Here is a 13,356-nt window from a genome sequence, read left to right as displayed (position 1 = left end):
GGAAGCGGAATCAATGGGCGTTGATTAAATTATAGGCAGCAAGGGCGCGAAATGCGCAATGATGAATCCGTGAGGGCGGGACGAGTGACTGAACTTCTGACATCTGCCCAAATGCGCGCCATCGAGGAGGCGGCGATCGCCTCCGGCGCGGTCACCGGGCTGGAACTGATGGAGCGCGCCGGGCGCGGCGTCGTCGAAGCGGTGTTCGAGGAATGGCCGGAACTGGCGGCGGCGCCGCAGCGGGCGGTGGTGCTGTGCGGGCCGGGCAACAACGGCGGCGACGGCTTCGTGGTGGCGCGGCTGCTCAGGGAATGGGGCTGGGAGGTCGAGGTCTATCTCTATGGCGACGCGGAGAAACTGCCGCCGGATGCACGGGTGAATTACGGGCGCTGGGTGGAGATGGGGGCGGTTCGGGCGCTCGATGAGGATGCCCCCGACGGCTACCCGGACGAGGGCGACGGCGTCGCGCTGATCGTCGACGCGATTTTCGGCATCGGCCTGACACGGCCGTTCCTCACGCTGTGCCGGATGCAGGACCAGGTCAATCTCTGCAACGCGGCCTCGCGCAGCAATCCGGCCTTCCCGCATGTCGTCGCCGTGGATGTGCCGAGCGGCTTGTCGTCGGATAGCGGGGCCTATCCGGGATATGAGGATGAGAACCCGCTTGACAGCTGCATGCTGGCGAACCTGACGGTCACTTTCCATGCCAAGAAGCTTGGTCATGTGTTGGGCTATGGGCCCGATGCCTGTGGCAAGGTCGTCGTCAAGGACATTGGCCTGGAGGGCGGCGGCCGGCCGCGGGGGGGCGAGAAGCGCCCGCCCGGGGGGGCGGTCGGGCGCTGCCCGGCGGTGCCGCCGGGCGAAAGGGTGACGCTGGCAGAGCCAAGCTTCTACCGTCTCTCCAAGTTCCCCGGCGAGCACAAATACAGCCACGGCCACGCCCTGATCCTCTCCGGCGGACCCGGACGAGGCGGCGCGGCGCGGCTGGCGGCGCGGGGGGCGCTGCGGATCGGGGCGGGGCTGGTGACGCTCGGCTGTCCGCCGGCGGCGCTGATCGAGAACGCGGCGCAGCTGAATGCCGTGATGCTGCGACCGCTGCGGGATGCCGAGGCGCTGGCGGAGTTGCTGAAGGACGGGCGGATCAACGCGCTCGGCCTCGGGCCGGGGCTGGGGCTGGACCGGGCGCGGGCGCTGGTGCCGGTGGCGCTGGAGAGCGGCCGGGCCTGCGTGCTCGACGCCGACGCGCTGACCGCCTTCGCCGAGGCGCCCGAGCTGCTGTTCGGGCTGACGCGGGGCACGGCGACGGTGCTGACGCCCCATGGCGGCGAATTCGCACGGCTGTTCCCGGACATCGCCGAGAAGCTGACCGCGCCGGCGCAGACCGGGCCGGCCTATTGCCGCGTCGATGCCGCGCGGGAGGCGGCGGCGCGGGCGGGCTGCGTGGTGCTGCTCAAGGGGCCGGACACCGTCATTGCCGATGCAGGGGGGCGCTGCGCGGTCAATTCCGCCGCCTACGAGCGGGCAGTGCCGTGGCTGGCGACGGCCGGTGCCGGCGACGTGCTGGCCGGCTTCATCGCCGGGCTGCTGGCGCGCGGCTTCGATCCGAGGGGCGCGGCCGAAACGGCGGCCTGGCTCCATGTCGAATGCGCCCGCAGCTTCGGGCCGGGGCTGATCGCCGAGGATCTGCCGGAGGAGCTGCCGCAGGTGTTCCGGGCGCTGGGGCTGTAGCCGCGTCGTCCCGGCATGGCTGCACCGCCGGTGAGGGTGGTTGCCTCCGGCGGGGATATTCGAGGGAAGATGAAGGGCCGCTCGGGGCCGGGGGTTCAGACCTCGGCGGCGACGCGGTCGCAGGCGAGCTGGAGATCGCCGGCATAGATCACGGCGGGGCTGTCGAATTCGAGCGTGAACAGGCGCAGCTCTTCCGGCGTCTCGCGCCGGACATACTGGCCGTCGACCAGCCGCCGCGCCGGAACCATCGCGGTCTCGACGCCGTAGAGCGCCTTGGCGCGCCAGTCGCGGATCAGGATCTCCTGCTCGGGCGAGACCACCATCTCGGCCTCGGGCCGGTCATGGCCGAGGGCGCTGGCGGCGATGCGGATCGCCGGCTCGTCCCTGGCGACGCGGACATGCAGCCCGCGCAGCACCCGCGTGCCGTCGCGGGTGACGACGCGATCGCCGGGGGTGAGGTATTCGACCGGAAGGGCGCCATGCAGGGTCAGCACGATGGTGCCGGCCGCGATGCCCGCGGGCGTGATGTCGTGATTTTGAGCGCCGCGGTTGGTCGCCGCCTTGCCCCCGGTCCGCTTAGACATTGGACGTTCCTGCTGTTGCTCCCGGTACTCTGGGGTTGAAATATGTCAAGAATGGGTAAGGAGCGGGCATTTTCTTGGGCGCTTTTTCCTCTCGCATCCGGCACGCGGCTTTGCTAGAAGGGCGCCGGTTTTCGGGGCGGCCCTGTCGGCGAGGAGCGGCGGGGCTGTCTTTGGTTCATGCGGGTGTGGCGGAATTGGCAGACGCACCAGATTTAGGTTCTGGCGCCGCAAGGCGTGGGGGTTCAAGTCCCTCCACCCGCACCAAGAGGAAAGAAGGACGATAAGATGCAGGTCACCGAGACCCAAAAGGAAGGCCTCAAGCGCGGCTACACCATCACGGTGACGGCGGCCGAGCTGGATGCCAAGGTGCAGGAAAAGCTGGTCGAGGCGCAGCCCGAGATCGAGATGAAGGGCTTCCGCAAGGGCAAGGTGCCGCTGGCGATCCTGCGCAAGCAGTTCGGCCAGCGCCTGCTGGGCGACGCGATGCAGGATGCGATCGACAACGCGATGCGCGACCACTTCGAAGCCACCGGCGACCGGCCGGCGATGCAGCCCGACGTCCAGATGCAGGACGGCGAGAACTGGTCGGAAGGCAAGGACGTCGTCGTCGACATGAGCTACGAGGCGCTGCCGGAGATCCCGGAGCTCGATGCTTCGAAGGTCGAGCTCGAGCGGCTGGTGGTCAAGGCCGATGACGAGGCCGTCGAAGAGGCGCTGAAGAACCTCGCGGAATCGGCCGAGAACTTCGCCGACCGCCGCAAGGGCTCGAAGGCCAAGGAAGGCGACCAGGTCGTGATCGACTTCAAGGGCTCGGTCGACGGCGAGGAGTTCGAGGGCGGTTCGGCCGAGGATTACCCGCTGGTGCTGGGCTCGAACAGCTTCATCCCGGGCTTCGAGGATCAGCTGGTCGGCGCCAAGGCCGACGAAGAAGTCGAGGTGAAGGTGACCTTCCCGGCGGAATACGGCGCGGCCCACCTGGCCGGCAAGGATGCCGTCTTCGCCTGCACCGTGAAGGCGGTGAAGGCGCCGAAGCCGGCCGAGATCGACGACGAGCTGGCCAAGAAATACGGCGCCGAGGACCTTGCCGCGCTGAAGGCCCAGATCGCCGAGCGGCTGGAAGAGGAATACAAGGGCGCCGCGCGGGCGGTGATGAAGCGGGCGCTGCTCGACCAGCTCGACAAGCTGGTGGAGTTCGAACTGCCGCCGAGCCTGGTCGAGGCCGAGGCCAACCAGATCGCGCACCAGCTGTGGCATGACGAGCACCCGGAGGAGCATGGCCACAACCACGGCGAGATCGAGGTCACCGACGAGCACAAGAAGCTGGCCAACCGCCGCGTCCGCCTCGGCCTGCTGCTGGCCGAACTGGGCCGCAAGCACGAGATCGACGTCACCGACCAGGAAATGACCCAGGCGGTGATGAACCAGGCGCGGCAATACCCGGGCCAGGAGCGCGCCTTCTTCGAGTTCGTGCAGAAGAACCAGGAAGTGCAGCAGCAGCTGCGCGCGCCGATCTTCGAGGACAAGGTGGTCGACCACATCGTCGAGAACGCCAAGGTCACCGAGAAGGAAGTCGGCAAGGACGAGCTGCAGAAGGCCGTCGAGGCGCTCGACGAAGAGTGAGGCCGACGCGCCGCGAGATTGAGGCCGCTCCTTCGGGGGGCGGCCTTTTCATTGGCGCATCAGCGGGGCGGTCGCTTTTCGATGTCCGTGGAGCTTGGCGGCGGTGAACCCCGGGCCGGGCGGCGCTACCCGGCGGCGGCGCTATGCGCCGGGGCCGCCGGAGGGAAGCCCCGGCTTCAGCCCGCCTGGGCCGGGATTTCGGCGACGCCGACGACGTAGTTGTGGCCATAGGCCGCGGCGCATTTCGGGCAGGTGGTGTAGAAGAAGAAAATCCGGTCGGGCTCGGCCCCGCGGGCACGGACCACCGCCTCCATCTCGGCCTGCCAGCGCGGGCCGTCCTGGTAGGGGCCGTCGAAGACCCTGGTGACGAAATCGCCCGACAGCTCGACCATCTCCTCGTCCGGCACCGGCTTGCTGACGGCGAAGAAATGCTCGCCGGTCTCGGCCGAGGGATCGTGGCTGAGGACGATGAAATTATCCGGGTCGAAGGCGCCGGCCTGCTGCATGTGGGCGTTCACCCGGGAAAAGACCTCGGCCATGTCCTGCGGCACGTGGTTCTCGCTGCGGGTGGTGGCGCGGAGGAAGGGCTTGTCGTTGAAATGCAGCACCTGGCCGTCCCAGCCCGCGGGATCGAAGCGCGGGCAGCAGCCGGTGGTGTTCACGCTCATGTCGTAATGCGGCAGACGGTTCTCCTGCATCGGACCATTCCTTGCCCTGGGGATGCAGAGAGGGTGCCAGAGCGGGGAAGGGGGTGCCTTGATCGGGGTCAAGGCGGGAGAGGCGCCGTCGTTCCTGCCGAGCCCCCTCCGTTCGCCCTGCTCCCGCCGGGTCTGCCGGGAACGATCGCAACGGGCTCGACGCCGATCGGCAGGAGGTCGTGGCACCTCCGAATGAAAAACCGCGCCGGGGGACCGGCGCGGTTTCGTATTCCAGCAGTTGCGGGAAGATTACTCTTCGCTCGCGCCTTCCTCGTCCTGGCCGGCGGAGCCGATATCGTCGAACAGCTCGGCGATCTCGAATTCCGCTTCGGCCTCGGCTTCGGCCGCCAGTTCCTGGATCGACTTGCCCGAGGCCTGCAGCTCGGCCTCTTCGGGCGAGCGGGCGACGTTGAGCGAGATCTTGGCCGACACTTCCGGGTGCAGGACCACGGTCACGTCGTGCAGGCCGAGTTCCTTGATCGGACGGTCGAGCACGATCTGGCGCCGGTCGACAGTGAAGCCGCCCTCGGTCGCCGCATCGGCGGCGTCGCGGGGGGTGACCGAGCCGTAGAGCGCGCCCGAATCCGAGGCCGAGCGAATCACGACGAAGCTCTGGCCGTCGAGTTTCTCCGACAGCGCCTCGGCTTCCTTGCGGGTCTCGAGGTTCTGGGCTTCGAGCTGGGCCTTGCGGTCCTCGAAGCCCTTGATGTTGCCGTCGGTGGCGCGCAGCGCCTTGCCCTGCGGCAGCAGGAAGTTGCGGGCGTAGCCGTCCTTGACGGCGACGACGTCGCCCATCTGGCCCAGCTTGGCCACGCGTTCAAGAAGAATGACTTGCATCGGTCTTCCCCCTTATTTCACGGCGTAGGGCAGCAGCGCCAGGAAGCGGGCGCGCTTGATGGCACGGGCCAGTTCACGCTGCTTCTTGGCCGACACGGCGGTGATGCGCGACGGCACGATCTTGCCGCGCTCGGAGATGTAACGCTGCAGCAGACGGACGTCCTTGTAGTCGATCTTCGGCGCGTTGTCGCCCGAGAAGGGGCAGACCTTGCGACGGCGGAAAAACGGTTTGTTGGCCATGGGTTATGTCCTTTCCTCTGCCTCGATCAGCGACGCGGGCCGCGCTCGCGGTCGTCGCGCTTCTGCATCTGGACCGACGGGCCTTCGGCATGCTCGTCGACCTTGATGGTCAGCACGCGCATGACGTCGTCATGCAGCCGCGCCAGACGCTCCATCTCCTGCACGGCCGGCGCCGGGGCGTCGGTGCGAAGGAAGGCGTAATGGCCCTTGCGGTTCTTGTTGATCTTGTAGGCCATCGTCTTGACGCCCCAGTACTCGCTGTCGACGACCTTGCCGCCGTTGTCAGCCAGAACCGTGGAGAAATGTTCGACGAGGCCTTCGGCCTGCGCGTTGGACAGGTCCTGACGCGCGATGAGGACATGCTCGTAAAGCGGCATGCGAACTCCATTTCTGCGATGCGCATTTCATAGAACGGGCAGTGAGCCTTCCGCGGCCCGCTCACGAGAGGCTGCGCCGGTTTCGTGGTCTTGCGGAAGGATGGCGCCTTATACATGCGCGGGCGCGGGATGCAAGGGAAGAAGGGGGCGCTGCCCCCGTCGCCTGCGGCGCCGCCCCCGGGATATCTGGATGAAGATGAAAGGCTGTGGAAGAGGGGCGATGTTGCGCGGCGGGGCGGGGCGCTGTATGGCGGGGCGACTTGAGATGGAGGGAACATGAGCCGGGCATTCGTTTTTCCGGGCCAGGGGGCGCAGACCGTCGGCATGGGCAAGGCGCTGGCCGAGGCCTATCCGGCCGCGCGCGCCGTCTTCGACGAGGTCGACGAGGCGCTGGGGGAGAAGCTGAGCGCGCTGATCTGGGACGGGCCGATCGAGGAACTGACCCTGACCGCCAATGCGCAGCCGGCGCTGATGGCGACCTCGATCGCCGCGCTCCGGGCGCTGGAGGCCGAGGGCGTCGGCATCGAGAGCGCCGCTTTCGTCGCCGGGCATTCGCTGGGCGAGTATTCGGCGCTCTGTGCCGCCGGGGCGCTGAGCCTGGCCGACACGGCGCGGCTGCTGCGCACGCGCGGCCGGGCGATGCAGGAGGCGGTGCCGGTCGGCGTCGGCGCCATGGCGGCGCTGCTGGGGCTGGATTTCGAGGCGGCGTCGGAAGTTGCGGCCGAGGCGGCGCAGGGCGAGGTCTGCCAGGCGGCGAATGACAACGACCCGGCGCAGGTGGTCATTTCCGGCCACAAGGGCGCGGTCGAGCGCGCGGTCGAGATCGCCAAGGCCAGGGGCGCCAAGCGGGCGGTGCTGCTGCCGGTCAGCGCGCCGTTCCATTGCGCGCTGATGCAGCCGGCGGCGGCGGTGATGTCGGAGGCGCTGGCCGGGGTGGTGATCGAGGCGCCGAAGGTGCCGCTGGTCGCCAATGTCCGCGCCGAGGCGGTGAGCAACCCGGCGCTGATCCGCGATCTGCTGGTGGCGCAGGTCACCGGCTCGGTGCGCTGGCGCGAGAGCGTCGCTTGGATGGCCGGCGCCGGGGTGACCGAGATCTGGGAGATCGGGGCCGGCAAGGCGCTGTCGGGCATGATCCGGCGGATCGCGCGCGAGATCGCGACGCGGCCGGTGAGCACGCCCGAGGACGTGGCGGCGGCGGTCGCCGGCTGAGAGGTTTGTGCCTGGGGGCGCGCCGGGGGTTTCCACCCCCGGACCCCCGGAGGATATTTGCAAGCAGAAAGAATGAGGGGCGGGGAGACCGTCCCGAGGAGTGGATGATGTTCGATCTGACGGGAAAAGCGGCGCTGGTGACCGGCGCTTCGGGCGGCATCGGCGGCGCGATCGCCAGGGCGCTGCACGCGCAGGGGGCGACGGTCGGTCTGTCGGGCACCCGGGTGGCGCCGCTCGAGGAACTGGCGGGCGAGCTGGGCGAGCGGGCCCATGTGCTGGCCTGCAACCTGTCGGAGCCGGATGCGGTCGAGGCGCTGCCCAAGCAGGCGGCGGCGGCGATGGGCTCGGTCGATATCCTGGTCAACAATGCCGGCATCACCCGCGACAACCTGTTCATGCGGATGTCGGACGAGGAGTGGCAGTCGGTGCTCGACGTCAACCTCACTTCGACCTTCCGGCTGTGCCGCGGCGTGCTGCGCGGGATGATGAAGGCGCGCTGGGGCCGGATCGTGAATATCTCCTCGGTGGTCGGCGCCACCGGCAATCCGGGCCAGGGCAACTATGCCGCCGCCAAGGCGGGCATGGTCGGGATGTCGAAGAGCCTCGCCTACGAAGTGGCGAGTCGCGGAATCACCGTCAACTGCGTCGCGCCGGGCTTCATCGAGACGGCGATGACCGGGAAACTCAACGACGATCAGAAGGCGAAGATCCTGACCCAGATTCCCGCCGGGCGGATGGGGGCGGCGGATGAAATCGCCTCGGCGGTGCTGTATCTTTCCAGCGCCGAGGCCGGTTACGTCACTGGCGCGACCTTGCATGTGAACGGCGGCATGGCCATGATCTGAGCGCGTGCCGGCCATGTTCCGAAAGCGTTTGCGTCGCGCCGAGACTATGCTATAGGCGGCGCAGATTTCGCCCGAGGGTGTTCGCACCGGAGGGCAGCGCCCTGCGCAAGCGGGCAACGAGCCGCTCGGATGAGCACGGGACAGCAAGAAACGGGATACCTCCCGAAACTCTATGAGGAAATGACATGAGCGACATCGCGAACCGCGTGAAGAAGATCGTCGTCGAGCATCTGGGCGTGGAAGAGGACAAGGTGACCGAAAACGCCTCGTTCATCGACGACCTGGGCGCGGACAGCCTCGACACCGTCGAGCTGGTGATGGCCTTCGAGGAAGAGTTCGGCATCGAGATCCCGGATGACGCGGCCGAGACCATCCAGACCTTCGGCGATGCGGTGAAGTTCATCACGGAAGCCGCCTGATTTCAGGCCGCTGCGGATTTTTGAAACGGCGTCCCTCGCGGGGCGCCGTTTTGTTTTGGTGTGAGCGGCATGGACATTGCCGGGATCAGGAGTGAACGGCTGGACCACGCCGTTGCCGGCACGGGCCCCGACGGTCTGCGGCCGCGCCGCATCTGATCCCTTTCCGCTTCGAAATATCCCCGGGGGAGGCTGTCCGAGGGCCGCCGGGGGCAGCGCCCGCTTGAACGCAGGGCGGTCGCGCCGGCATCTCGCTGCCGCCGGCCCGCCCAATGCGTTGCGCGGGCGGGCGGGCGCGTGTATCTGTGCCGGGATGCTGCGCAAAGATAGGGGATGGCAGATGCGTCGAGTGGTTGTCACGGGGTTGGGGATGGTCTCGCCGCTGGCCTGCGGTGTGGAAGAGACCTGGAGCCGCCTGCTGGCCGGCAAGTCGGGGGCGGGCACGATCTCGCGCTTCGACGCGGGGCACCTGGCGACGACCTATGCCTGCGAGATCCCGCAGGGCGACGGCAGCGACGGCACCTTCAATCCCGACGACTGGATGGAGCCGAAGGAACGGCGCAAGGTCGACGATTTCATCCTTTACGGCATGGCGGCGGCGACCCAGGCGGTGCGCGATGCCGGCTGGGAAGACCCGGCGGAAGCCGAGAAGCTGCGCACCGGCGTGATGATCGGCTCGGGCATCGGCGGGCTGACCTCGATCGCCGAGACCGCCGTGGTGCTGAAGGAACGCGGGCCGCGGCGGGTGTCGCCGTTCTTCATCCCCGGCGCGTTGATCAACCTGGTCTCGGGCCAGGTCTCGATCCGCTTCGGCTTCAAGGGGCCGAACCATGCCGTCGTCACCGCCTGCTCGACCGGCGCACATGCCATCGGCGACGCGGCGCGGCTGATCCAGTGGGGCGATGCCGACGTGATGATCGCCGGCGGCGCCGAGAGCCCGATTTCCGAGATCGGCATCGCCGGCTTCAACGCCTGCAAGGCGCTGTCGACCAAGCGCGGCAACGATCCGCAATGTGCGAGCCGGCCCTGGGATTGCGACCGCGACGGCTTCGTCATGGGCGAAGGCGCGGGCGTCGTCGTGCTCGAGGAATACGAGCACGCCAAGGCGCGCGGCGCCAAGATCTATGCCGAGGTGCTGGGCTACGGCCTGTCGGGCGATGCCTATCACATCACCGCGCCGAGCGAGGATGGCGACGGCGGCTACCGGGCGATGCAGGCGGCGCTGAACCGGGCCGGGATTGCGCCGGCCGATGTCGATTACATCAACGCCCACGGCACCAGCACGATGGCCGACACGATCGAGCTGGCGGCGGTCGAGCGGCTGATGGGCGATGCCGCCGACAAGGCGACGATGTCCTCGACCAAGTCGTCGACCGGCCACCTGCTGGGCGCGGCCGGGGCCGTCGAGGCGATCTTCTGCGTGCTGGCGCTGCGCGACCAGGTGGCGCCGCCGACGATCAACCTCGACAACCCGGCGGTCGAGCCGCGTCTCGACCTTGCCGCCAACGCGGCGCGCAAGCGCGAGATCAATGTCGCGTTGTCGAATTCCTTCGGCTTCGGCGGCACCAATGCCTCGCTCGTGCTCGGGAGGGTGGCCGACTGATGTGGCGCTCGATCGCCTCGAACGCACTGACGCTGTTCGTCGTTCTGCTGGCCGTCGCCGCCGGGATCCTGGCCTGGGGCCGCAACCAGTATGTCGGTCCCGGCCCGCTGGCCGAGCCGATCTGCCTGCGGGTCGAGAAGGGGGCGACGGTGGCGTCGCTGAGCAAGACGCTGGAAGAGCAGCAGGCGATCAGCTACGGCCCGATCTTCCGCATCGGCGCGCGCTATAGCGGCAAGAGCACGGAGCTCAAGTTCGGCTCCTACCTGGTGCCGGCCGGTGCCTCGATGGAGCAGATCCTGGGGATCGCGACCCGGGGCGGGCAGAGCACCTGCGGCACCGAGGTCAACTATCGCATCGGCGTGCTGTCGAGCGAATTGGTGGTGCGCGATCTCGATCCCAAGACCGGGCGCTACGAGGAGATGCTGAGCTTCGATCCGGCGGCGGCGCGGGCGCCGACGGAATACGCCAAGGTCGAGGCCGAGCCGGGCACGAGGTTCCGGGTGACGCTGGCCGAGGGGGTGACCAGCTGGCAGGTGGTCGACGCGCTCAAGCGGGCCGATTTCCTGGACGGCAAGCTGGCCGACGTGCCGGCCGAGGGCAGCCTGCTGCCCGACAGCTACGAGGTGACCAAGGGCTCCGGGCGGGAGGCGCTGATCGCCGAGATGCGCCAGCGCCGGGCCACGGTGCTGGACGAGCAATGGGCCAACCGGGCCGAGGGACTGCCCTACAAGACGCCGGAAGAGGCGCTGGTCATGGCCTCGCTGGTCGAGAAGGAGACCGGCGTGCCGGGCGAGCGGGCCGAGGTCGCCTCGGTCTTCGTCAACCGGCTCGACAAGGGGATCCGGTTGCAGACCGATCCGGCGGTGATCTACGGCATCACCAAGGGCAAGGGGGCGCTGGGGCGCGGGCTGCGGCAGAGCGAGCTGCGCCGCAAGACGCCCTACAACACCTATGTCATCGACGGGCTGCCGCCGACGCCGATCTGCAACCCCGGCCGCGACGCGATCAAGGCGGCGCTGCATCCGGCGCAGACGGATTACCTGTATTTCGTCGCCGATGGCAGCGGTGGCCATGCCTTTTCGTCGACGCTGGCCGAGCATAACCGCAACGTCGCGAACTGGCGCAAGATCGAGGCCGAGCGCCGCAAGCAGGAACAGGACGGCTCGGGCAACTGAGCCGTCCGCCGGGGCTTCGCTGGCGAGCGCCGGGTGCAACCTGAGATTTAGGGCTTGACTCGGCGCACGCTCCCAGGTATAAGCAATGCCATGATAGGAAAGGTGGGCAAGCGGCCCCGGGGATGCCCGGCGCCGCTTTTTTGTTGGCCGCGTCCCGGCTGAGGTTTCGCCCGGCGCGCCGCCGCCCGCCTTGCCGCAAAGCTTCGCGAGAGGCAGGTTCACGACCATATGACGATACACACCCCTGACGAGGGTGAGGCCCCGAAGCCATTGGTTTCGGAGGCCTCGCTTCTCTACACCACGGCCGCCGAGGTCTTCTCGCTGCTGATCCGCGAGCTGGAGAACGGCGAGACGGCGGAGGCGAAGAAGGCGCCGGCCTATGCCCGCGAGCTTCGCCAGGCGCTGCAGGCGGTGCTGACCGAAAGGGCGATCATTGAGAAACTTCGCAAGGAAGAAGCGGGCATCGTCCACGACCATGCCCTCGATTTCGACGCCGCCCGAGTTGAGATCGGGCGCCGCCTGGCTCGCCTCCGCGACGCCGGAGCAGGTTGACGATTTCATCGGAGGGCTGAGCGACGGCGCGCTGCTGGCGCTGCCGTGGCTGTTCGAGTTCTGGGCGCTGCCGCATCAGCTGCCGCCCGAGGGCGCCTGGCGCAGCTGGGTGATCATGGGCGGGCGCGGCGCCGGCAAGACAAGGGCCGGGGCGGAATGGGTACGGGCCCAGGTCGAGGGGGCACGGCCGTGCGATCCGGGCCTGGCCAGCCGTGTCGCGCTGGTCGGCGAGACGATCGAGCAGGCGCGCGAGGTGATGGTGTTCGGCGAGAGCGGGTTGCTGGCCTGTTCGCCGCCGGACCGGCGGCCGGCCTGGGAGGCGACGCGCAAGCGGCTGGTCTGGCCCAACGGGGCGGTGGCGCAGATCTTCTCGGCCCATGAGCCGGAGAGCCTGCGGGGGCCGCAATTCGATGCCGCCTGGGTCGATGAGCTGGCGAAGTGGAAGCGGGCCGAGGAGGCCTGGGACATGCTGCAATTCGCGCTGCGGCTGGGGGACAGCCCGCGCCAGGTGGTGACGACGACGCCGCGCAACGTCGGCGTGCTGAAGGCGATCGTCAAGAACCCGTCGACGGTGATCACCCACGCGCCGACCGAGGCCAACCGGGCCTATCTGGCGAGCTCGTTCCTCGAGGAGGTGCGGGCGCGCTACCGCGGCACCCGGCTGGGGCGGCAGGAACTCGATGGCGAGCTGCTGGAGGAAGCCGAGGGCGCGCTGTGGAGCGCGGCGGCGCTGGAGGCGGCGCGGGTCGAGCAGGCGCCGGCGCTGGGGCGCGTCGTCGTCGCGGTCGATCCGCCGGTGACGGGGCATGGCGGTTCGGACGCTTGCGGCATCGTCGTCGCCGGGGTGGTGATGGAGGGGCCGCCGCAGGACTGGCGCGCCTATGTGCTGGAGGATGCCAGCGTCGCGGCGGCCTCGCCCGATGGCTGGGCGCGGGCGGCGATCGCGGCGATGGAGCGGCACGGGGCCGAGCGGCTGGTGGCCGAGGTCAACCAGGGCGGCGATCTGGTCGAGAGCGTGATCCGGCAGGTCGATCCGCTGGTGCCCTATCGCGCGGTGCGGGCGGCGCGCGGCAAGGCGGCACGGGCCGAGCCGGTGGCGGCGGTCTACGAGCAGGGCCGGGTGGCGCATCTGCGCGGGCTGGGGGCGCTGGAGGACCAGATGGCGCAGATGACGGCGCAGGGATTCCTGGGGTCGGGCAGCCCGGACCGGGTGGATGCGCTGGTCTGGGCGCTGACCGACCTGATGATCGTGCCGGCGCAGGGCTGGAGGCGGCCGCGGGTGCGGGGGCTGTAGCGCGGGCGGCGCGGGCGGAAGGGGGCGTTGCCCCCCGCGCTGCGCGCTCCCCCCAGGATATTTGCCTGAAGATGAAAGCCCGGGCGGCTCAAACCGGGGGCGTTTCGGACCGGGTGCGGCGGATTTCGGAATGGACGAGGACGGGGGCGGCGGCTTGCGGGCGGCGGCCTTTTCGGTG

General features: G+C 69.0%; 14 protein-coding genes and 1 tRNA gene. 10 read left to right on the top strand and 5 right to left on the bottom strand.

The annotated features are described in order from the left end of the window. Positions 1-111: 111 nt before the first annotated feature. Complete coding sequence (locus ACFOES_RS07205) at positions 112-1,728, top strand: NAD(P)H-hydrate dehydratase (protein WP_377832524.1); 1,617 nt, start codon at positions 112-114, stop codon at positions 1,726-1,728. A gap of 95 nt (positions 1,729-1,823) precedes the next feature. On the opposite strand, the gene ACFOES_RS07200 is transcribed toward ACFOES_RS07205, so the two are convergent. Then, positions 1,824-2,312, bottom strand: a complete 489-nt coding sequence (locus ACFOES_RS07200; RefSeq protein WP_377832523.1) for a Hint domain-containing protein — start codon at positions 2,310-2,312, stop codon at positions 1,824-1,826. Between the two features lie 179 nt (positions 2,313-2,491). Between ACFOES_RS07200 and ACFOES_RS07195 the strand changes: the two genes are divergently transcribed. Together ACFOES_RS07195 and tig are read left to right on the top strand one after the other, a co-directional pair. Then, positions 2,492-2,576, top strand: a tRNA-Leu gene (locus ACFOES_RS07195). Positions 2,577-2,597: 21 nt separating this feature from the next. Continuing rightward, entirely contained in the window at positions 2,598-3,932 is a 1,335-nt protein-coding gene (tig, locus tag ACFOES_RS07190; protein ID WP_377832522.1) for a trigger factor, read from the top strand. Between the two features lie 176 nt (positions 3,933-4,108). Here tig and ACFOES_RS07185 read toward each other — a convergent pair whose 3' ends face one another. The 4 genes from ACFOES_RS07185 to rpsF all read right to left on the bottom strand — a co-directional run bounded on the left by ACFOES_RS07185 (position 4,109) and on the right by rpsF (position 6,084). Beyond that, the gene (locus ACFOES_RS07185) at positions 4,109-4,630 is read right to left on the bottom strand and encodes a hydrolase (RefSeq protein WP_377832521.1); all 522 of its coding nucleotides are present in this window, start codon (positions 4,628-4,630) and stop codon (positions 4,109-4,111) included. 249 nt (positions 4,631-4,879) lie between these two features. Further along, on the bottom strand, positions 4,880-5,467 hold the full coding sequence (gene rplI / locus ACFOES_RS07180; protein ID WP_377832520.1) for a 50S ribosomal protein L9: 588 nt from the start codon (positions 5,465-5,467) through the stop codon (positions 4,880-4,882). Positions 5,468-5,479: 12 nt separating this feature from the next. Next, positions 5,480-5,707, bottom strand: coding sequence for a 30S ribosomal protein S18 (gene rpsR, locus ACFOES_RS07175; protein ID WP_035843054.1), 228 nt, complete (start codon positions 5,705-5,707; stop codon positions 5,480-5,482). 26 nt (positions 5,708-5,733) lie between these two features. Further along, the gene (gene rpsF / locus ACFOES_RS07170) at positions 5,734-6,084 is read right to left on the bottom strand and encodes a 30S ribosomal protein S6 (protein WP_377832519.1); all 351 of its coding nucleotides are present in this window, start codon (positions 6,082-6,084) and stop codon (positions 5,734-5,736) included. A gap of 276 nt (positions 6,085-6,360) precedes the next feature. Between rpsF and fabD the strand changes: the two genes are divergently transcribed. From fabD to ACFOES_RS07135, 7 genes are all read left to right on the top strand, one after another. Next, on the top strand, positions 6,361-7,293 hold the full coding sequence (fabD, locus tag ACFOES_RS07165; RefSeq protein WP_377832518.1) for an ACP S-malonyltransferase: 933 nt from the start codon (positions 6,361-6,363) through the stop codon (positions 7,291-7,293). A gap of 107 nt (positions 7,294-7,400) precedes the next feature. Next, a complete protein-coding gene (gene fabG, locus ACFOES_RS07160) occupies positions 7,401-8,138 on the top strand; it encodes a 3-oxoacyl-ACP reductase FabG (RefSeq protein ID WP_377832517.1) in 738 nt (245 codons plus the stop codon). Between the two features lie 185 nt (positions 8,139-8,323). Beyond that, complete coding sequence (locus ACFOES_RS07155) at positions 8,324-8,557, top strand: acyl carrier protein (RefSeq protein WP_377832516.1); 234 nt, start codon at positions 8,324-8,326, stop codon at positions 8,555-8,557. Between the two features lie 337 nt (positions 8,558-8,894). Then, positions 8,895-10,157 carry a beta-ketoacyl-ACP synthase II gene (gene fabF, locus ACFOES_RS07150; RefSeq protein WP_377832515.1) on the top strand — a complete coding sequence of 421 codons (1,263 nt, stop codon included), beginning with the start codon at positions 8,895-8,897 and terminating at the stop codon, positions 10,155-10,157. Next, a complete protein-coding gene (gene mltG, locus ACFOES_RS07145; RefSeq protein ID WP_377832514.1) occupies positions 10,157-11,332 on the top strand; it encodes an endolytic transglycosylase MltG in 1,176 nt (391 codons plus the stop codon). The genes fabF and mltG overlap by 1 nt, the downstream gene beginning before the upstream one ends. Before the next feature lie 228 nt (positions 11,333-11,560). Next, positions 11,561-11,884: a hypothetical protein gene (locus ACFOES_RS07140; protein WP_377832513.1), complete on the top strand. Its 324-nt coding sequence runs from the start codon at positions 11,561-11,563 to the stop codon at positions 11,882-11,884. Beyond that, a complete protein-coding gene (locus tag ACFOES_RS07135) occupies positions 11,808-13,178 on the top strand; it encodes a DNA-packaging protein (protein WP_377832512.1) in 1,371 nt (456 codons plus the stop codon). The genes ACFOES_RS07140 and ACFOES_RS07135 overlap by 77 nt, the downstream gene beginning before the upstream one ends. Positions 13,179-13,356: the final 178 nt, after the last annotated feature.

Source organism: Acidimangrovimonas pyrenivorans (assembly GCF_042643245.1).
Classification (GTDB): Bacteria; Pseudomonadota; Alphaproteobacteria; order Rhodobacterales; family Rhodobacteraceae; genus Acidimangrovimonas; species Acidimangrovimonas pyrenivorans.
The sequence above is the reverse complement of the archived record's forward strand: the minus strand, read 5'-3'. Positions and strand labels throughout refer to the sequence as shown.